Annotated in this window: 19 protein-coding genes and 1 other RNA gene; 10 read left to right on the top strand and 10 right to left on the bottom strand. The window is 32.3% G+C overall.

Annotated features, from left to right (window positions below):
• Nucleotides 1-57 precede the first annotated feature (57 nt).
• Nucleotides 58-1,119, top strand: a complete 1,062-nt coding sequence (locus OZP15_RS07675; protein ID WP_349293297.1) for a substrate-binding domain-containing protein — start codon at nt 58-60, stop codon at nt 1,117-1,119.
• A 56-nt stretch (nt 1,120-1,175) separates the two neighbouring features.
• Here OZP15_RS07675 and fsa read toward each other — a convergent pair whose 3' ends face one another.
• The 3 genes from fsa to ffs all read right to left on the bottom strand — a co-directional run bounded on the left by fsa (nt 1,176) and on the right by ffs (nt 3,005).
• Nucleotides 1,176-1,832: a fructose-6-phosphate aldolase gene (gene fsa, locus OZP15_RS07670; RefSeq protein WP_269224940.1), complete on the bottom strand. Its 657-nt coding sequence runs from the start codon at nt 1,830-1,832 to the stop codon at nt 1,176-1,178.
• A gap of 200 nt (nt 1,833-2,032) precedes the next feature.
• Nucleotides 2,033-2,836, bottom strand: coding sequence for an SDR family oxidoreductase (locus OZP15_RS07665; RefSeq protein ID WP_281337444.1), 804 nt, complete (start codon nt 2,834-2,836; stop codon nt 2,033-2,035).
• A 71-nt stretch (nt 2,837-2,907) separates the two neighbouring features.
• Nucleotides 2,908-3,005, bottom strand: an RNA gene (gene ffs / locus OZP15_RS07660) — signal recognition particle sRNA small type.
• An 87-nt stretch (nt 3,006-3,092) separates the two neighbouring features.
• Here ffs and OZP15_RS07655 point away from each other — a divergent pair.
• A complete protein-coding gene (locus tag OZP15_RS07655; RefSeq protein ID WP_281337443.1) occupies nt 3,093-4,142 on the top strand; it encodes a glutaminyl-peptide cyclotransferase in 1,050 nt (349 codons plus the stop codon).
• Between the two features lie 75 nt (nt 4,143-4,217).
• On the opposite strand, the gene OZP15_RS07650 is transcribed toward OZP15_RS07655, so the two are convergent.
• The gene (locus tag OZP15_RS07650; protein ID WP_269224939.1) at nt 4,218-5,099 is read right to left on the bottom strand and encodes a DUF8428 domain-containing protein; all 882 of its coding nucleotides are present in this window, start codon (nt 5,097-5,099) and stop codon (nt 4,218-4,220) included.
• 94 nt (nt 5,100-5,193) lie between these two features.
• On the opposite strand from OZP15_RS07650, the gene OZP15_RS07645 reads away from it, so the two are divergent.
• Together OZP15_RS07645 and OZP15_RS07640 are read left to right on the top strand one after the other, a co-directional pair.
• Nucleotides 5,194-6,243: a formimidoylglutamase gene (locus tag OZP15_RS07645; RefSeq protein WP_281337442.1), complete on the top strand. Its 1,050-nt coding sequence runs from the start codon at nt 5,194-5,196 to the stop codon at nt 6,241-6,243.
• A 282-nt stretch (nt 6,244-6,525) separates the two neighbouring features.
• Entirely contained in the window at nt 6,526-7,785 is a 1,260-nt protein-coding gene (locus OZP15_RS07640; protein ID WP_269224938.1) for a DEAD/DEAH box helicase, read from the top strand.
• 106 nt (nt 7,786-7,891) lie between these two features.
• Here the strand turns inward: OZP15_RS07640 and glmM are convergent, their stop codons facing one another.
• Entirely contained in the window at nt 7,892-9,292 is a 1,401-nt protein-coding gene (glmM, locus tag OZP15_RS07635) for a phosphoglucosamine mutase (RefSeq protein ID WP_281337441.1), read from the bottom strand.
• 236 nt (nt 9,293-9,528) lie between these two features.
• Here glmM and OZP15_RS07630 point away from each other — a divergent pair, with 236 nt between their 5' ends.
• The 5 genes from OZP15_RS07630 (at nt 9,529) to OZP15_RS07610 (ending at nt 14,552) form a co-directional block, all read left to right on the top strand.
• Complete coding sequence (locus tag OZP15_RS07630; protein ID WP_269224937.1) at nt 9,529-10,122, top strand: acyl carrier protein phosphodiesterase; 594 nt, start codon at nt 9,529-9,531, stop codon at nt 10,120-10,122.
• Nucleotides 10,123-10,210: 88 nt separating this feature from the next.
• Complete coding sequence (locus tag OZP15_RS07625; protein ID WP_269224936.1) at nt 10,211-10,879, top strand: DNA alkylation repair protein; 669 nt, start codon at nt 10,211-10,213, stop codon at nt 10,877-10,879.
• A gap of 42 nt (nt 10,880-10,921) precedes the next feature.
• Nucleotides 10,922-12,706, top strand: a complete 1,785-nt coding sequence (locus tag OZP15_RS07620) for a chloride channel protein (protein ID WP_269224935.1) — start codon at nt 10,922-10,924, stop codon at nt 12,704-12,706.
• A gap of 16 nt (nt 12,707-12,722) precedes the next feature.
• Complete coding sequence (locus OZP15_RS07615) at nt 12,723-13,292, top strand: YdeI/OmpD-associated family protein (RefSeq protein ID WP_269224934.1); 570 nt, start codon at nt 12,723-12,725, stop codon at nt 13,290-13,292.
• Nucleotides 13,293-13,343: 51 nt separating this feature from the next.
• Nucleotides 13,344-14,552 (top strand): LETM1-related biofilm-associated protein, encoded by a 1,209-nt coding sequence (locus tag OZP15_RS07610; RefSeq protein WP_281337440.1) that lies wholly within the window; start codon nt 13,344-13,346, stop codon nt 14,550-14,552.
• A 130-nt stretch (nt 14,553-14,682) separates the two neighbouring features.
• On the opposite strand, the gene can is transcribed toward OZP15_RS07610, so the two are convergent.
• Entirely contained in the window at nt 14,683-15,318 is a 636-nt protein-coding gene (gene can, locus OZP15_RS07605; protein WP_269224933.1) for a carbonate dehydratase, read from the bottom strand.
• 174 nt (nt 15,319-15,492) lie between these two features.
• Here can and OZP15_RS07600 point away from each other — a divergent pair, with 174 nt between their 5' ends.
• Nucleotides 15,493-16,434 carry a LysR substrate-binding domain-containing protein gene (locus OZP15_RS07600; protein ID WP_269224932.1) on the top strand — a complete coding sequence of 314 codons (942 nt, stop codon included), beginning with the start codon at nt 15,493-15,495 and terminating at the stop codon, nt 16,432-16,434.
• A gap of 75 nt (nt 16,435-16,509) precedes the next feature.
• Here the strand turns inward: OZP15_RS07600 and OZP15_RS07595 are convergent, their stop codons facing one another.
• The 4 genes from OZP15_RS07595 to OZP15_RS07580 form a co-directional block, all read right to left on the bottom strand.
• Nucleotides 16,510-17,214, bottom strand: a complete 705-nt coding sequence (locus OZP15_RS07595; RefSeq protein ID WP_269224931.1) for a response regulator transcription factor — start codon at nt 17,212-17,214, stop codon at nt 16,510-16,512.
• 3 nt (nt 17,215-17,217) lie between these two features.
• Entirely contained in the window at nt 17,218-18,801 is a 1,584-nt protein-coding gene (locus OZP15_RS07590) for a sensor histidine kinase (protein ID WP_281337439.1), read from the bottom strand.
• 74 nt (nt 18,802-18,875) lie between these two features.
• Nucleotides 18,876-19,457, bottom strand: a complete 582-nt coding sequence (gene coaE, locus OZP15_RS07585) for a dephospho-CoA kinase (protein WP_269224930.1) — start codon at nt 19,455-19,457, stop codon at nt 18,876-18,878.
• Nucleotide 19,458: 1 nt separating this feature from the next.
• Complete coding sequence (locus tag OZP15_RS07580; protein ID WP_281337438.1) at nt 19,459-20,457, bottom strand: glycosyltransferase family 2 protein; 999 nt, start codon at nt 20,455-20,457, stop codon at nt 19,459-19,461.
• Between the last annotated feature and the right edge of the window lie 96 nt (nt 20,458-20,553).

Raw genomic sequence — 20,553 nt, 5'->3', positions numbered from 1 at the left:
AAACAAGAGCTTCAAAAAAAATAAAAAACATAGTGCTGGAATGTTAAAAAAATATAAATTTACACCTTATTCAAAAACAAAAGCACCATCATAACAATAAAAAAAATAGCGCAAATAGCCAATGTATCTGTTGGGACTGTTGACAGAATTATTCACAATCGTGGACAAGTTACCGAAGAGAATATTGAAAAAGTAAATGCCATCATTAAAGAATATGGCTATAAAAAAAATATTTTTGCCAGTAATTTAGCTTTTAATAAGAAATTCAAATTTGCTGTTTTTTTGCCAAAAAACAAAAGTATCGAATACTGGCAAGCTCCTATCATTGGTATCAAAAAAGCAGCCGAAGAACTGACTAAATTTGGTGTTACAGTAGATTATCATTTTTTTGATTACAACACTGCTTCGTTTAACAAAACAGCCAAAAAAATACTAGAATTGGATTATGAAGGCTTATTGTTTGCTCCTATTTTTTACGAAGAATCTATTTCTTTTTTGACGGAATACAAGAAAAAAAATATTCCAATCGTATTAATCGATTCTAATTTACAGGAAATTGAAGACATAGCCTATATTGGGCAAGATTCTTATCAGAGTGGGTATTTGGGCGGAAAACTATTAAGTTATGGTATCAAAACCGAAAGTAATGTTTTGATACTAAAAATAACTCGAAATATTGAAAGTACTACAAGAACCAATGTCTATTTGCAACGAATTGAAGGGTTTTACTCTTATTTCAAAGATAAAACCCATCTTCCGAAATTTAATTTCACCGAAGTTAGCATCAAATACGACACCGAAAATCAACTAACAACTACTATGTTCGAGGGAATTGATTGTGTTTTTGTACCCAATTCAAGGATTTATGTAGTTGCAAAATTCATTAAAGAAAATACTTTGAAAGGCATTCGAATAGTAGGCTACGAATTATTGAAACAAAATTTAGAATACCTAAAAGATGGAGTAATTGACTTTCTTATTCATCAAAAACCAGAAGATCAAGGCTATTTAGGCATCAACCATTTGTATAAAAAAAGTGTCCTAAAAGAACCTGTTGAAGACTTACAATACATGCCTTTGGAAATTATTGTACAAGAAAATTGTACTACCAAAAAATAAAAAACCCTGCAATATTATATTTTGCAGGGTTTTGAACTTATAAAATAATCCTTAAATTATTTATTTCCTTTTTCGAAATCAGCCACAAATTGTGCTAATCCAATATCAGTCAAAGGATGCTTTAACAAACCGTGGATAGCAGAAAGTGGTCCAGTGATAACATCGGCACCAATTTTTGCACAGTTTACAATATGCATTGTATGACGTACAGAAGCTGCCAAAATTTGAGTTTCATAACCGTAGTTATCATACACTTCTCTAATTTCTTGAATCAAGTTCAATCCATCAGTAGAAATATCATCCAAACGACCTACAAACGGAGAAACATAAGTTGCTCCAGCTTTGGCAGCTAACAAAGCTTGCCCAACCGAGAAAACTAAAGTTACATTGGTTCTAATTCCTTTGTCTGAAAAATATTTAGCAGCCATAACTCCTTCTTTAGTCATAGGCAATTTCACTACAATTTGTTCGTGCAATTCTACTAACTCTTCTCCTTCTTTCACCATTCCTTCAAAATCAAGTGCGTTTACTTCGGCACTTACATCTCCATCCACAAGATTACAAATATCAACATAATGTTTCAAAATGTTGTTTTTACCTGTAATACCTTCTTTCGCCATCAATGACGGATTTGTTGTTACACCATCTAAAACGCCTAGTGATTGCGCTTCTTTAATTTGGGCTAAATTAGCCGTGTCAATAAAAAATTTCATGTCTTTATATTTAGTGTTTAATTAATACGTTTTATAGTTTGCTCAAAATCAGAAACAAAATTTATATTTTTTGAATCCATTTCTATAATTTAAACATTTGCAATTTTATCTTACTACTGTTTTTAGGAATAACTTTTAAACGACAAAGATAAGTGTAAAAAATACAATTAAAAAATTTATACCAAAAGTATTCTCTTTTTTTACAATTTATAATGATTCATCAACATTTTTTCATAAACTTTATCAGGCAGAACTCGTTTTAAAACAATGGAGAATTTTTGCATAAAAATCCCTACTTTATAGTGAATCTTCGGCTCTTTGGCATTGATAATTTTATAAATCGCTGTTGCCATTTCGTTTGGATTACTTCCGCTAACTACGTGCTCATCCATCATTTTGAGTGTGTTTCCATACGGAATTTCGTAAGCAGATCCTTTAACCAAAGGAGCATGAAAACGTCCCGAAGCAATATTAGTTGCAAAATCACCTGGAGCTACATTGGTAATTTTAATTCCGAAAGATTTTACTTCCATTCGCAAGGCTTCTGTAATCAGTTCCAAAGCTCCTTTTGATGCGGAATACACACTGCGATAGGGCAAACCCATATAGGCTGCAATAGATGTTATATTGATGATTAATCCTGATTTTTGATTTCGCATTTGAGGCAAAACAGCTTTCATTACTTCGATAGGACCAAAGAAATTAGTTTCGAAATTATTTTTGATTTCTTCGGTTGGAATTTCTTCCAAAGCTCCTGTGATTCCTACTCCTGCATTATTAATTACAATATCTAATTTGCCTGTTGTAGCTATAATTTTGGAAACAGCCTCCTGAATTGATTCTACATTTCGAACATCTAGTGCAACTAACGGAAAAACAGAATTCAAAACTAGTTCTGGATTTCGGCTCGTTCCATAAACGATATAACCTTTATGATACAAAAATTCTCCAATAGATTTTCCTATTCCCGAAGAACCGCCTGTAATTAAAACTACTTTGCTCATTTTTTGAATTTAGACTGGGGTAAAAATAAAAAAATCTTCCATAAGGAAGACTACTTTATTTATAAAATAAAAAATGGCAAGCGACCTACATCGCACCGCTCAACCGCTTACCCTTGCTATGTTCCCATCCTGGGGGATTCTGCAGGAGCTGGTCGTGTAGGACTTGCCAGTGCAAATATACACTCTTTTTATATTTTTGCAAGCGGTTTGCGACTAATAAATAAGGTTGTATATTGCATTATTAAAATTTTAATTTATGAAAAAATATAACTTCCTATCTATCATTTTATTAGGAATAACAATAGTAAGTTGTGGCGACACAAAAAAAACTAACAACAGTGTATTTTCTTTTGACGAATCTAAATTTCAAGCGCATTATTTACCACAAGACGGTATTCAGCTTGGTGTTCTAAATCCTGAATCCAAAGAAGTAGATAGCGTTGCTTACTACATAAACGACTTAAAAATTGGAACAACAAAAGGTCTTGAAAAATTGTCTTTCCAGTTTAAAAACCAAAAACTAGGTTATCAAAATCTAAAAGCTATTGTTTATTATAATGGTGAAAATGCTTTGGCTATAAGCAGAGTAGAATTGGTTTCGAATGTTGAACCTAAATTATTAAAATATACGATTCTAAATACGTATCCGCACGATATCTCTTCTTTTACAGAAGGTTTAGAGTTTTATAAAGATACTTTGTTTGAAGGAACAGGAAATTATAACGAATCGAAACTTTTGAAAACCGACTACAAAACGGGAAAAATATACAAAAGTCAAAATTTAGAAGGGAAATATTTTGGCGAAGGAATAACTATTGTAAACAATAAAATTTACCAAATTACATACAAGGAAAAAATAGGTTTTATATACAATGCCGATACTTGGAAGCTCGAAAAAACCTTTAAATACGACAAAGAAATTGAAGGTTGGGGAATGACCAATGATGGTAATTATATCTATCAGTCGGATGGAACTGAAAAAATTTGGAAAATGGATCCTGCAACACAAAAGATGATTGATTATGTGAATGTTTATTCTGGAAATGCTAAAATTGAGAGTATCAATGAGCTGGAATGGATTGAGGGCAAAATCTATACGAATGTATGGCAAAAAGATGCTATTGCGGTTGTAAATCCAGCCACTGGAGCTGTAGAAGGAATTCTAGATATGTCAGGCTTAAGAAAGTTTCTTACTTATCCAAATGCGGAGGTACTCAACGGAATTGCTTACAACCCAAAAACTAAAACCATTTTTGTAACGGGAAAAAATTGGGACAAAATGTTCGAAATTAAAGTTTCAGAATAATTTAAAAACGACCACTAATAAGCATAAAAAAAGAGGAGCGATTGCTCCTCTTTTTTTATATGAAAATCCTAAAAATTATTTCAAGCTAAAACTAGATTTAGAAACCAATTCGTTTTTATCAAAAACATTGATAAAATAAGTTCCTTTTGCAAAATCTTTTCCTGGTAAATCTTGTGAAACTTGAACTGTTTTATTTTCATATTTCACATTAGAAATAAAACTGTAAGTCAATGACTTTTCGTCAAAATTAACAGTTTGTTTATCACCAAGAACATTATTTTTACTATCAATCACTTGAACATAATAGGCTTTATCACCTGATTTTGCAATTTGATTTTCGGCAATGGTAAAGCTAATTCGAAGAACATCAGCCCTTCCTGCTTTGTCGGTTTCTATCTGTTTGCCTGAACTTCTTACTTTAAAAGCTGCAGTTTTCAAATTCAAAACTGACAATTTAGACCCTTTTTCAACCGTTTTTGCTAATTCTTCGTTTTGACCAACAATAACTTCATTGTATTTTCTTGCTTCTCCTAAAACGACAATAGTACTATCACGTTGAGTAGTCAGGGTTTTATTTTGCTTTTTTAAGTTATCATTTTCAGCAATCAAAACTTTCATATTGCTTTGCAAATTCTGTAATTGAGATTTGTATTTTGTTACATCTCCTTTTGATTTGTTTACTTCACTAATCAAGTTTACCACCTTATCTCTTTCTGCAATTAATTCTTCAGACATTGAAGTATTTTCAGCGATAGCAGCATCATAAGTTGTTTTTAATTCTTCTAAATCTTTCAAAACCAAATCTTTTTCAGATACAATTTTGGTCATCTCGGTTTGTACTTCTTTAGCTTCTGTAGTGATTTTATAGATATAACCTAAACTACCCACTAGTAGTAAGGCTAAAATTCCTATAATTATCTTTAAACTTGAGTTCGAATTGTTTTGTTGTTCTTCCATTTTATGATTATTTTTAAATACAAATTTATTAATATAATTTGAGCTTTAAACGTATTATCGACAATTATATTATATTTGGAGCTTAATTTTTTTTATGGAAAAAAAACTAATCCCTTTTTCAATCAAGGATCTTGCTAAAGTAACCAATCATAGAAGTGGTGAAATAAAATTTGGCGAAAAAATGTTAACGCTTCCAAAAGGAATTGATGTGGCTACTTTTTTAAAAACAACAGAAGCCAAATTTATTTTGTTTGGAATACCTGAAGACATTGGCGTTAGAGCCAATCATGGCAGACCCGGAACAGCTTCTGCATGGGAAAGTGCTATAGCTAGTATTGCCAATATCCAGCACAATCGATTTGCTAAAGGCAATCAGATTTTAGTTTTAGGACACCTCGATGTGAGTGAGGAGATGGAGGAAGTAGAACATTTAGATTTTCATAAATTTGATGATCGCACCAGATTAAGTCAATTAGTAGAAAAAATTGATAAAGAAGTTTCTCATATTATTTTCAATATCATAAAAGCAGGAAAAACACCTATCATTATTGGCGGTGGACATAATAACGCCTATGGAAATATTAAAGGAACGGCACTGGCAAAAGGAAAACCGATAAATGCAGTAAATTTTGATGCCCATTCTGATTTTCGAATTCTAGAAGGAAGACATAGCGGAAATGCTTTTTCTTATACTTTTGAAGAAGGTTTTTTAAAGAAATATTTTATTTTTGGTTTACACGAAAACTACACCTCCAAAAGCGTGTTGGATATTATTAAAAAAACCGAAAATAGGGTACGATATTGCACTTATGACAGCATAAAAATCCGAAAAGAAAAAGATTTTAACCTAGAACTACATTCGGCAGCAGAGTTTGTTCAAACCGATTTTTATGGAATCGAAATAGATCTTGATGCCATACCAAATATTGCCAGTAGTGCCATGACTTTGAGTGGATTTTCTGTCGAAGAATTAAGGCAGTTTGTTTCCTTTTTTGGAAAAAATAAAAATGCAGCATATTTGCATATTAGCGAAGGTGCTCCAGACTTGGGAGAAGACAAAAACACACACCTTATAGGAAAATTGATTGGTTATTTGGTTACTGATTTTATGAAATCACAAAATAGTATTCATCCTCAAATTTAAAGATTAAAATATTGACATTCCACGGCATTCGCATTTAAAAAATTTCACACGAATTCCACAAATTTGCACGAAGAGTAAACTTTAAAAATTTTACAAAATCATAATAACGCTTAAAATTAGTGACAATTAAACTTTAGCAATCTTTAATTCGTGAAATTCGTGTCTACTGGTTTTAAAAGCGAATGCCCTGTTGACATTCTGAACTAATTCGCATCAAAAATATAAAACCTATCTTTGCGCCACTATCCTTGTACTTATCACAGGATATTTAATACAAAATATATGTTATTCGAAGATTTATCACTTTCAAAAAGTATCCAAAAAGCCGTATTTGAAGAAGGCTATACTGAAGCTACACCCATTCAAGAACAATCTATTCCGCTGGTTTTATCTGGCAGAGATTTAATAGGTTGCGCACAAACAGGAACAGGAAAAACAGCAGCATTTGCTATTCCAATCATACATCAATTGCATCGAATTGTAGGTTCATCTAAAAAAGCCAAAGAAATTCGTGCTTTAATCGTAACTCCAACTCGAGAATTAGCCGTACAAATTGGTCAAAGTTTTGACACTTACGGAAAATATACCAACTTGGTTCAACTCACTCTTTTTGGTGGTGTTTCTCAAGTTCCTCAAGTAGATACTTTGAAAAAAGGCGTTGATGTACTTGTAGCAACACCCGGAAGATTATTAGACTTGCACAAACAAGGATTTATCAATTTAGATAGTTTACACACACTAGTTTTGGACGAAGCCGATCAAATGTTAGACATGGGATTCATCAACGATGTCAAAAAAATTGTAAAGCTTACGCCAAAAAACAGACAAACTTTATTATTCTCGGCAACCATGCCCATTGCTATCCGAGAATTAGCCGAAATGTTTTTGAAGGATCCAGCAAAAGTAGAAGTTTCTCCCGTATCATCAACTGCCGAAAGTGTAGAACAACGGGTTTATTTTGTAGAGAAAGGCGAAAAAAGAAACCTATTATATCATTTGATAAAAAATGAAAATTTATCGAATGTATTGGTGTTTTCTAGGACCAAGCATGGAGCAGATAATGTGGTAAAAGCATTGCGCAAAAAAGATATTCCTGCCGAAGCCATTCATGGAGACAAATCACAAAATGCGAGACAACGCGTTTTAGATGCCTTCAAAAACAAAGAAGTTGGTGTTTTAGTAGCTACAGATATTGCCGCTCGTGGAATTGATATTGACCAATTGCCCTTCGTAATCAATTTTGATTTACCTAATATTCCTGAAACTTATGTTCACCGAATTGGTCGTACAGGTCGTGCAGGAAATGAAGGAATTGCGATTTCTTTTTGTGGTAAAGACGAACATCAATATTGGAAAGACATCCAAAAATTAATAAAAGTGGATGTGAAAATTGTAAGCGATCATCCGTATCCTTGGCATTCTGGAAATCCAGAAACAGCTACAGGTGGATCTACAAAACCAAACAATTCCAACCGAAGTGGCGAAAAACAAAAATCTAGAAAATCTAACGCTTCAAAACAAAATAAAAAACGCTGGTATTAAATTAATTACCAATTCTTAAATCAAGTATTAAGTTAATATAATTCATAAAAAAAATCCTTTAAAAGAGTACTCTCTGAAAGGATTTTTCATTTATAAAACTAGCTTTTTAAATTCCAGCGATTAATTTAATCTCGTCAATAATGCGCAACGCCAAAGCATCTGCTTTTTCTTGTGAAGCCGCTTCGGTATAAATACGAATAATCGGTTCGGTATTCGATTTACGAAGGTGAACCCAGTTTTCGGCAAAGTCAATTTTCACTCCGTCAATGGTTGTGATGTCTTCGTTTTTGTATTTTTCAGTCATGGCTACCAAAATCGCATCTACATCAATTTGTGGAGTCAATTCGATTTTGTTTTTGCTCATATAATATTCAGGATAGGAAGCCCTCAAAGCTGAAACGCTCATTTTCTTATTCGCCAAATGCGTCAAGAACAAAGCCACACCTACCAAACTATCGCGACCATAATGCAATTCAGGATAAATAATTCCGCCGTTTCCTTCTCCACCAATAATGGCATTGTTTTTCTTCATTAATTCCACTACATTCACCTCACCTACTGCGCTGGCTTCGTAGCTTCCTTTATGCAAATTCGTCACATCACGCAAAGCACGGGAAGACGACATATTCGAAACCGTATTGCCTGGCGTTTTGCTCAACACATAATCAGCACAAGCCACCAAAGTATATTCTTCGCCAAACATTTCGCCGTCTTCACAGATAAAAGCCAAACGATCTACATCGGGATCAACTACAATTCCTAAATGGGCTTTTTCTTCTACAACTAATTCTGAAATATCTGTTAAATGCTCTTTCAAAGGCTCTGGATTGTGAGGAAAATGTCCGTTAGGCTCACAGTATAATTTTACAACTTCAACACCCATTAATTCCAATAATTTTGGAATAATAATTCCTCCTGATGAATTTACTCCATCCACAACAACTTTAAATTTTGCGGCTTTAACCACTTCGATATCTACCAAAGGTAAGTTCAAAACTTCGTCGATATGAATGTCCATATAAGCATCATTTTCAAGGATTTCGCCTAAACTATCCACATCCGAAAAATCGAATGCTTCGGCTTCGGCAATTTGAAGGATTTTTTCTCCTTCGATACCATTTAGAAATTCTCCTTTTTCATTCAGTAATTTCAAAGCATTCCATTGTTTTGGATTGTGTGAAGCGGTAAGAATAATTCCGCCATGAGCACTTTCCAAAGGAACAGCCACTTCAACTGTAGGTGTCGTAGAAAGTCCTAAATCGACCACATCAATTCCTAAACCTATTAATGTGTTTACCACCAAATTATGAATCATTGGACCAGAAATACGGGCATCGCGACCAACTACAACTTTTAATTTGGAATTTGGAATTTCATTTTTGGAATTTTGCTTCAACCAGGTTCCATAAGCCGAAGCAAATTTTACCGCATCCACCGGAGTCAGGTTATCCCCTACTTTTCCGCCAATAGTTCCTCGAATTCCCGATATAGATTTTATTAAAGTCATTTGATTTTAGAGTTTAGATTGCAGAGTTTAGATTGCAGATTTTGGATGCAAATATAAAAAAGTTATGTATTTAATAAGACGTAAAATGTAAGTTACTATTTCTTTTAAATAATTCGATGGTTCGTGTTTTTTTATATCTTTATAAAAATGATTACAGACTACGACTTTAAAATTATAATCAAATTCATTATTCCAGTAATAAAGTCTAATCTGAAATCTAAAATCTGAAATCTAAAATGAACTTTTTAGCCCACATATACCTTTCTGGAGACAACGATTTGATGAAAATTGGCAATTTTATGGCTGATGGTATTCACGGAAAAAACTTTGATACTTTTCCAATCGAGATACAAAAAGGAATTATTTTGCATCGTGAAATAGATACTTTCACGGATGCACATCCGATTTTTCGTCAAAGTACGAAACGTTTGCACGCCAATTATCATCACTATTCTGGCATCATCGTGGATATTTTTTACGATCATTTTTTGGCCAAAAACTGGAGTAATTATTCAGACGAAACATTAGAAAGTTTTACTCAACGTTTTTACCAATCGTTGCGAGACAATTATGAATTTTTGAATGAGAAAACGCAAAAGATGGTGCCGTATTTAATTGCTCAAAACTGGTTGTTAAGTTACCAAACGATTGAAGGAATCGAAATCATTTTACAAAAAATGGACAACCGAATGAAACACAATTCGAATATGCAATTGGGTATCGCAGAATTAAGAACTTTCTACTCGGAATTCGAAATGGAATTCACTACTTTTTTCGAAGAAATAAAAACACATTCAAAACAGAAAATACAAACTGATTTAAGTCCATAGTAATTAGTGAATAGTAATTAGCTTTTGTTTAAACAAATTTCAAGGCTAATCACTAATGACTATTCACTAATTACTAAAAATTAAAAATATGCCTTTCATCAAATCATTAGAAACCTCTTTTAACGAAAATAGTAATCCTGAAAATGGGTTGAAGATGGCGAAGTACATGCGAAATCACTTTCCTTTTTTTGGACTAAAAACAACTGACCGAAGATTGATTTTCAAAACCATTTGGAAAGAAAATCAACAAGAAGTTTCAGAAAATATCAGAGCAATTGCTTGGAAACTCTTTACCAAACCGCAAAGAGAATTACACTATTGTGGGATCGAAATACTGATAAAAGAACTCAAAAAAAATTATAAAAAAGAGGATATTCAACTTATCGAAAAAATGATTATCACCAACTCTTGGTGGGACAGCGTGGATACGATTGCCAAATATCTGTTGGGAGAATATTTATTAGAACACCCTTTGCAAACTGAAAAAGTAATTGAACATTTTTCGAATTCGGAAAACATGTGGCTTAATAGAAGTGCTATTCTTTTTCAATTGGGTTACAAACAAAAAACCAATTTCGATTTATTGAAATCCGAATGTGAAAAACATAAAAATTCGAACGAGTTTTTCATTCAAAAAGCCATTGGCTGGGCATTACGAGAATATACCAAAACCAATCCTGAAGCAGTAAAAAACTATGTGGCTAACACAAATTTAAAACCTTTGAGCAAAAAAGAAGCGTTAAAACATATTCTTTGATTTCTAAATAGAGTATTTTTGTAATCTCCAAAAAAGCAAAAAATGTTCAAAAAATATCTTTATAAACTTGAAAATCTGATTGCCTGGTCAAGAGATAAAATCACGAACAAACAATTTATATTTTTATCCAGTGTTTTAGTAGGTATTTCGGCTGCTATTGCGGTAATTGTATTAAAAACTTTTGCACACAATATTTTTACTTTTGCTACTTATGTAACAAGTATTTTAAAATACGGATTTATAAAAGGGTTGTTTCCTATCATTGGAATTTTGCTTACTGTTTTGGTCATCAAAAGATTTTTAGGAGGCACAATAGAAAAAGGTACTTCACAAATTTTATATGCAGTAGCTAAAAAAGCAAGTATTATTCCTAAAAAACAAATGTATGCCCAAATTATTACTAGCTCACTTACCGTTGGTCTGGGAGGATCAGCAGGATTAGAAAGTCCAATTGTAATAACTGGTGCTGCATTTGGATCTAATTATGCACAACGCTATAAATTAAGTTACAAAGATAGAACATTGCTTATTGGCTGTGGTGTTGCAGCTGGAATTGCAGCTGCTTTTAATGCGCCAATTGCAGGAGTTTTGTTTGCTATCGAAGTGTTACTGGTTGATGTTAGCATTTCTGCTTTTACGCCCATTATGATTGCAGCTGCAACAGGTGCTTTAGTTTCAAAAATTGCACTCGATGAAACTATTTTATTAACATTCAAACAACAAGAAACCTTTGATTATCATAACATTCCTTATTATGTTTTTTTAGGATTATTTACTGGTCTTATTTCCGTTTATTATTCTAGAAATTTTCAAAGAATGGAACATATTTTTACTAGGCTAAAATTTTCTCCTTACAAAAAAGCTTTCATTGGAGCTTCGATTTTGTCTTTATTAATTTTTGTTTTCCCCACGCTTTTTGGTGAAGGTTATGAAAGCATAAAGATTTTATCCGAAAATGACCCTGGACAATTGCTAGAAAACACACTCTTTGAAAGTTTTAGAAACAACAGCTGGATACTACTATTATTTGTTGGTTTAACCATGATGCTCAAAGCATTTGCTACAGGAATCACCTTGGGAAGTGGCGGAAATGGTGGGAATTTTGCTCCATCTATGTTTTTAGGTTCTTATGTTGGTTTTTTCTTTTCTACACTTTTAAATTTAACTGGACTTACAAAATTGCCTGTAAGTAATTTTACAATGGTAGGAATGGCTGGTATTTTGAGCGGTTTATTTCACGCTCCGTTGACTGCTATATTTCTAATTGCAGAAATAACAGGAGGTTATGACCTAATGATTCCACTTATGATTGTTGCTTCTATTAGTTATGCGTTATCAAAACGTTTTGAAAAACATTCACTAGATGTTAAGCATTTGGCAAGAAAAGGACACGCTTTTACGAGCAACAAAGACACCAATATTCTTTCTACTTTAGATACCAATTCTATTATTCAAACGGATTATTTGACGGTTTCTCCAGATGAAAATTTAGAAAAATTAGTCGATTTAATATCCCATTCCAATCAAGTTATTTTTGCTGTTGTCAACAAAGAAAATCAAATGTTGGGTGTAGTCCATTTTAACGATATTCGAGAAATTATTTTCAATCAATATCGGGTAAAATATACTTTAGTCAAAGAAATAATGTCACCCCCTATTGATGTTATTTACCCAACAGACAGTATGGAAATTGTAATGAATAAAATCGAAAAGGCAAAAGTCGTATTCTTACCCGTACTCAAAAACGGAAAATATTATGGTTTTATTTCTAAAGCTTTGGCACTCGAAGCCTATAGAAAAAAGCTAAAATCAATGACCATAGAATAATTTTAAAGTTTATTTAATGGACAAAAAAGAACAGCATTACTTTAAGAATGCTAACGAATGGCGAGAATGGTTGCATCAAAATCATAATACATCTACAGGTATTTACTTGATTTTTTATAAAGTTAGTAGCCAATTTGAAAGTATGCGATGGGAAGAAGCCGTTCAAGTAGCGCTTTGTTATGGATGGATAGATTCTACGGTAAGAAAACTTGATGATGAACGCCGAATACAAGTTTTCTCTCCACGGAAAAACAAAAGCGTTTGGAGCAAACTCAACAAATCGTATGTCGAAAGACTTCTGAAAGAAAACCTCATTCACGAAAGCGGATTAGCCAAAATTGAAATCGCCAAGCAAAATGGTTCTTGGACATCTTTAGATGATGCACAAGATTTGATCATACCCGAAGATTTGAAAACTGCTTTTGATGAAAACAAAATCGCTTTTGAAAATTATCAAAATTTCAGTCCTTCTTATCGAAAAAATTATTTGTATTGGCTCTATCAAGCCAAGAGAGAAGAAACGCGAAACAATAGAATAACTCAAATCATAAATTTGTGTTACCAAAACAAAAAATCCAGAGATTAACAGCAATACAAATTCATAAAAAACCATAAATTTACACCTCAAAATAACAGCATGATTAATCCCTCGGCAATTGGTTGGATAGACAAATTTTTTTTAGAGCAAAAACCTTCTTTGCTCCCCGTTTCTATACAGCCTAATGAGTTTTATACAAAAGTTAGAAAAACTGGATTTATCTACGGTCATATCGTTTCTTTTGATACCGATTTCCCCATAAAAACAAAAGGATGGCTAACGAACGAAATATCAAAAGTAGCGTTGCTTAATACCTTATTTGGAGTTTATATATTAACTTCAAAAGAAAAAAATCCTGAAATTTTTATTCCAAAAACAGTTGCTTTTTATAATGAAATGAACCCGCAAGGATTCAATCTTTTCAAAAAAATATTGCCCAATGATTCTCCTTCATTGAACTTGGAAAAAATTATAGACAGCAGGGTTCAAACCAATATTGATATCATCAGCAAAAACTTTTCTCACATTGTTACTAATGCGCTACTCTTTATAGATGTTTTGGCTTTTCGCCAATATTTAGTTCATGGAGAAATTCCAGAAAAATATTTAAAAAAAATTGAGGAAACTATTATTAGTATCGTTTCACTGGCATTAAAAACCAAAACTACTAAATCTAAATACGACGATTTATTGATCAAACTTTTTGAATCTTCAGTGCGCTACAGCAAATTTTCGAAAGTAAATATCAAGAATTTAGAAGAATTAAAATTAGATTTTTTTACCAACGAATTGGAACAAAGTTATCTGATAGATATGGCTGGAATGGCATTGTGGAGCGATGGAATTATAGAAAATAACGAAGCTTATTTTTTGCACAAACTAGCTGAATTAATGAACGTTCCTGATGTTTTTGTCACCGAAAGTATTGACAAAACAAATGAATTTATCACCCAATACAAAAACGAAATTCCTTATTTTAAATACTCTAATCCTGTAAAACATTTTTACGACCAAACCACACAAACGGTCATAACATTGATTACTCGCAATAAAAACAGATTGGTCAAAGAAATTGTGCAAAGCAAGGAACTAATGCTCTTATTAGCCTATTCTACCCGAAGAGATTTGGACGAAAAGGAAAAGAAAAAAGTACGAAAACAGCTATTAGACATTTGCAAAACAGTTCCTTCGCTGGCTATTTTTTTATTGCCTGGAGGAAGTTTGTTACTCCCTATTTTTATCAAATTTATACCTAAATTTTTACCCTCGGCTTTTAATGAAAATTTAGATGAAGAAGATTTAGAATAAGACGAAAATTCACAAAAATAAACCGCAAATTCGCAAATTACCTTTTCCAGTCAGGGTTTTTGATTTGTGAATTTGCGGTTTATTTGTTTGATAACTGAAAAAGTTACCAGCTATCTATACTTAATTTCTTTTAAAACTTCAATTGATACACACCGTCTAAATCTTTATCAGAGCTAAAATTCACATTTAAGTCAGTTACATATCCTGAATTCAGACCATAAACCCAACCGTGGATGGATAACTCTTGTCCTTTTTTCCAGGCTGATTGAACAATTGAGGTCTTGGCCAAATCATATACTTGCTCAATAACATTTAATTCTACAAATCTGTTAAATCTTTCGTTTTCCTCCTCAATAGCATCTAACTCTACATGATGCAGGCGATAAATGTCTTTTATATGACGAATCCAGTTGTCTATTATACCTACTGAATCATTGCCCATAGCGGCCTTTATACCGCCACAACCATAATGACCACAAACCAATACGTGTTTTACTTTCAAAACATTTACAGCATAATCCAAAACACTCAACATATTCATATCCGAATGAATAACCATATTGGCAATATTTCGATGCACGAAAGTTTCTCCTGGTTTTGCGCCAATAATTTCGTTGGCAGGAACTCTACTGTCTGAACAACCAATCCATAGCAATGGTGGAGTTTGTCCTTTGGCAAGATCTTGAAAATAATTAGGATCTAATGCTAATGAATCTTCAACCCATTTTTTATTATTCTCTAATATTTTCTTATAAAAGTCGCTCATTGTTGTATGTATTATGTTTTCCAAAAATAGGAAATATAATCCGTACAAAAATCGATAATATTGTTAATCTTGTTACCAAGCTTTGAGCATCTAAATGATTTTTATAAAATAATGAAGTTTTGCGTTATAAATTAAATTGATTGTTTTTATATTTGCATCACAAAATACTATACAATGACAATTACTCAACTACAATACGTTTTGGCTGTAGCCGAACATAAAAATTTTACGCTTGCTGCCGAAAAATGTTTTGTGACTCAACCTACATTGAGTATGCAAATCCAGAAAATCGAAGAAGAATTAAATGTGCAAATATTTGACAGAAGTAAAAAGCCGATTCAACTCACTGATATTGGTCAAAAAATTGTCAATCAAGCCAAGAATATTGTCATTGAAGCAGATAGAATCAAAGATATTGTAGAACATCAAAAAGGATTTATTGGTGGGGAATTCCGATTGGGAATTATTCCAACGATTATGCCTACACTTTTGCCCATGTTTTTGAATAATTTTATCAAGAAATATCCAAAAATAAAACTCATCATCGAAGAATTGAATACCGATGAAATTATCCTTCGTTTAAAAAATGGTCATCTGGATGCAGCTATTGCCGCAACACCATTAGAAGATGAAAAAATAAAAGAAATTGTATTGTATTACGAGCCATTCGTGGCTTATATTCCTGAAACCAATGCTATTGCTAACAAAACCGAAATAGAAGTTTCAGACTTAAATTTGGATGAGATTTTACTATTACAAGACGGACACTGTTTTAGAGACGGAATCTTAAATCTATGTAAAAATCAAGGTGTAGTTTCTAAAAATTCATTTCAATTAGAAAGTGGTAGTTTCGAAACCTTGATAAAACTGGCAGATGAAGGACTAGGAACTACGCTACTTCCCTACTTACATACTTTGGATTTAAAAGAAAAAGACCAATTAAAATTAAGACACTTCAAAGAGCCAAAACCAGCCAGAGAAGTCAGTTTAATTTATCCTAAAAACGAATTGAAAATCCACATTATTGATGCTTTAAGAACTACAATTTCTGGAGTTGTCAAAGGAGCCATCGCTTTTCAAAATGTTCAAATTATTAGTCCTCTACAGAAGAAATAAATCATACATTGTAACACATAAAAAAAGTCCCCAAAAGATTAACTCTTTTGGGGACTTTTTGTTTATTGACCGTAATTATTTCTTAACCACTAATCTAAATCCTTCACCGTGAATATTCAAGATTTCCACGTTTGGATCTAGTTTAAGATACTTTCTTAATTTAGCAATATAAACATCCATACTTCTGGAAGTGAAATAGTTGTCGTCTCTCCAAATTTTGGTCAAAGCCAATTCTCTTGGCATTAAGTCATTTTCGTGAAGAATAAGCATTTTTAATAATTCATTTTCTTTAGGAGATAATTTTACTGGTTCTTCAGTTCCGTAAGATAAAAATCGAAGTTTTGAGTTCAAATGAAATTGACCTACATTAAATTCAAATTGAACAGGCTCTGCTTGTGTAGCAGATGATTTTCTTTGAATGATAGCTTTAATTTTCATCAACAAAACTTCAGAATCGAAAGGTTTGTTCAAATAATCGTCAGCTCCTGCTTTATAACCTTTAAGCACATCTTCTTTCATCGATTTTGCTGTTAAAAAGATGATTGGCACATCAGCATTTTTCTCTCTGATTTCTTTAGCTAAAGTATATCCATCTTTGTATGGCATCATCACGTCTAGGATACACAAATCATAAGGATCTTTCTTGAATTTTTCGAAACCTTCCATTCCGTTTTTTGCCAAAGTGACATCAAAATCATTTAGCATTAAATAATCTTTTAATACTGCTCCAAAATTAAGGTCATCTTCAACCAAAAGGATTCTTTTATTTACATTTTCCATATCTTAATTTATTAATGGTATTTTTATTATGAAGGTACTTCCCTTCCCTTTTTCGCTTTCTACGTATATTTGACTATTGTGGTCGTCAATAATTTTTTTGACATAAGCTAGGCCTAAACCATGACCTTTTACATCGTGTAAATCTCCGGTGTGTTCTCTGTAGAACTTTTCGAAAATTCTTTTTTGAGCCACTTTACTCATCCCAATTCCATTATCTTTTACTTTGACAATCAAAAATTCTTTTACATTTTCTGTAAGAATTTCAATTTTAGGAACATTAGGTGTGTACTTTATGGCGTTCTCTAATATGTTTACAATTACATTTATAAAATGAACTTCGTTGAGCAAAACGGTTGTGCGAACAGCTTTAAAATCCTTTGTAATTGATCCTTCTCTATCTTCTAATATCAAACTTACGTGTTCAATTGCATCATCAATAATCTCCTGAATATCAACAGGTTCTTTAGCAATATCTAATTCTTTTTTCTCTAATTTAGATATTCTCAACACATTCTCCACCTGTGCGTGCATTCTTTTATTTTCATCTTTAATCATTTGAAGATATTTGAAAACCTTTTCTTTATCTTCAATAATTTTTGGATTTTTTATAGCATCCAAGGCTAAATTGATAGTGGCAATTGGTGTTTTGAACTCATGAGTCATATTATTAATAAAATCCGATTTTATTTCAGATATATGACGCTGACGAATCAATTGGTTCAACGCACTGGAATAAGCAATAATAATAATGAGCGTAAAAATGATAGACAACAACGTAATTCCCATCAAATCGGTTAGCAAAAACTTCTTCTTTTGCGGAAATGAAACTAATAATTGGTATTTGTGATTGCCTTCATTATCGGTAAAAACAGGAATGGAATAGGTGCTTTTTTTATCATATTCAAACCCATCCGATTTTACTTTTGTAGCCAAACCGTTGCTGTAAATTCCAAATTCAAAAGGTGTGTTTACACCATATTCTACTAATTCTGATTTCAACAATTTTTGCAAAGCTTCTTTAGTAACTCTTTCTTGCAAAGGCATTGTAGAGGCAATGTCTTTAAAGAAAATTTCAAATTGAGCATTGTCTAAAACATCTAAATTTCCAGATTTTTCAATCTTAACATCGGGAATCAATTTTTGCTGATTGGACGAAACATCAATTTTATTGTTGTTATAAACTTCGGTAGTGCGTTTAGAATTGAAACTTTTAAACTTTACACTATCTAATTTTTTATCAAAGAACGTTGAAGATATATTATAATCTTCTGATTTTATGGTACTTGAATAAACGGTTGTTGTGTTAGTTTCATGATTTTTTTGAACATAATAGAACTCTAACAAATCTACCTTTTGAGGAATTTTACCCGTGCTATCTTTGTACTTATTGTATTTATCATAAAAACTGTAAGCTTCTTGTTCTTGCAACTTATCAGCAACATTTCCAATCACTTGTTTTACATGAAACTTGAATTGCTCGTCATTGTTTTGAAACGAGGAATTAAACCAATATACCTGAACCAGTATGATCCCAATTAGGGACAAACTCATCAATAGTACCAACAATCTAAAAAATAATTTATTCATCGATACAAAGCTAATATTTTAACAATATAAATAATAATAATTTAACCCAACATTAACAAAATAGATTTTGATTGTCAATTATTCAAAATTTTAAGAATCTTATCCACTTCTAATTTAGTGGTTTCTACAGTATCATTTTCTATCACAAAATCACTTTTGGCAATGCGTTGCTCATCGGTCCATTGCGAATTGATTCTAGTCATAATCTGCTCGCGAGAGGCATTATCTCGTTGCATTACTCTTTGAATCCTTGTTTCTATAGGTGCTGTTACGGCAATGATATGGTCGCAATTTTTATAACTTCCGCTTTCGAACAAAATGGCTGTTTCATAAATTACGAAAGAAGCTTGTTTTTGGTTTAAAACCCAAACATCAAAATCCTTTTTAACCGCAGGATGAATGATACCGTTAAGCAATTTTAATTTTTCGGGATTATTAAAGACTATTTCGGCGAGTTTTTGTCTATTCAAAACATCATTTTCAAAAATTGTTGTGCCAAATTTCGCTTTGATTTCTTGAATAATTTCTTCGGATTGCATGAGTTTCCTTGCTTCATCATCAGCAATATAAACTGGAACAGCAGCTGCCATAAAAAGACGGGCAATAGTCGTTTTTCCACTCCCAATGCCTCCTGTTAATCCGATTATTTTTGTCATATTATTTTTTGAAAAACAACTCTGGAAAAGCCTCTTGCGGTTTTTGATTCAGAATAATAATTTTGATATAAGACTCTAAAAAACCTGCTCCGTAACCAAAAAATTGTTTCCAAACCGCCTTAACAGACAAAATTCCAATTTTAAAACTTTTGTTCTGAAAAGAAGACAACAAAAAAAGTGCCAAAAAATACAAAAAGTAAAATTTAAGTAAAAAATCGTAATTAAAAATTAACAAAACGATAGAAAATAGAAACCCAATGATAAAAACCGATGGAAAAAAGAAAGTAAGCTTGTTGTATTGCGGATACCAGCTATTCAAAATAGGTCTGGCTTTGCCAAATTTATTAACCTGAATAGTAAATTTTTCCCAATCAATTCTTCTTTTGTGATAAACGAATGCTTTCGAAAAAAGTCTGGTTTCAAAGCCCAAATTCCATAATCTTATGGATAAATCTGGATCTTCTCCTGGATGAATATTTCCAAAACCGTTAGAAGCTTCAAAGGCTTTTCGGGACAATCCCATATTAAAACTTCGTGGTTGAAACTTGTCTATTTTCTCTGATCCACCTCTAATTCCGCCAGTAGTCAAGAAAGAAGTCATCGCAAAATTAATGGCTTTTTGAATATCTGAAAAACTATCCAAAGCTTTGTCTGGACCACCAAAACAATCTACGTAATTTTCATTTAAAGCTTTTGCAACTTCGCTTAAATAATTCTTTGGAATAATACAATCAGAGTCAAAAATAATAAAATAATTCCCCTTGGCTCTTCTCATTCCGTAATTTCTAGAATCTCCAGGCCCTGAATTTTCTTTGAAACAATAAGCCAAATGTAATTTCCCTGCATACTTACGCACCACATTATCACAGCGCAAAGTAGATCCATCTTCGATTATCACCACTTCAAAATTATTGGCATAATCTTGTTGCGACAAACTTTCTAATAGCTCATCCACTTCATCTGGACGATTATAAACAGGAATGATTAGAGAAAATAACATAACGAAAATTAAGAAGTAAAACTTTTATTAAAAATTGCTGCAAAGATAATCTTTATCAATTGTAGATTCAATATGCAAGCACAAGTATTACATAAT

The organism is Flavobacterium eburneipallidum (assembly GCF_027111355.2).
GTDB lineage: Bacteria > Bacteroidota > Bacteroidia > Flavobacteriales > Flavobacteriaceae > Flavobacterium > Flavobacterium eburneipallidum.
Note: the sequence above shows the minus strand (reverse complement) of the source record. Positions and strands in the feature narration are given on the sequence as shown.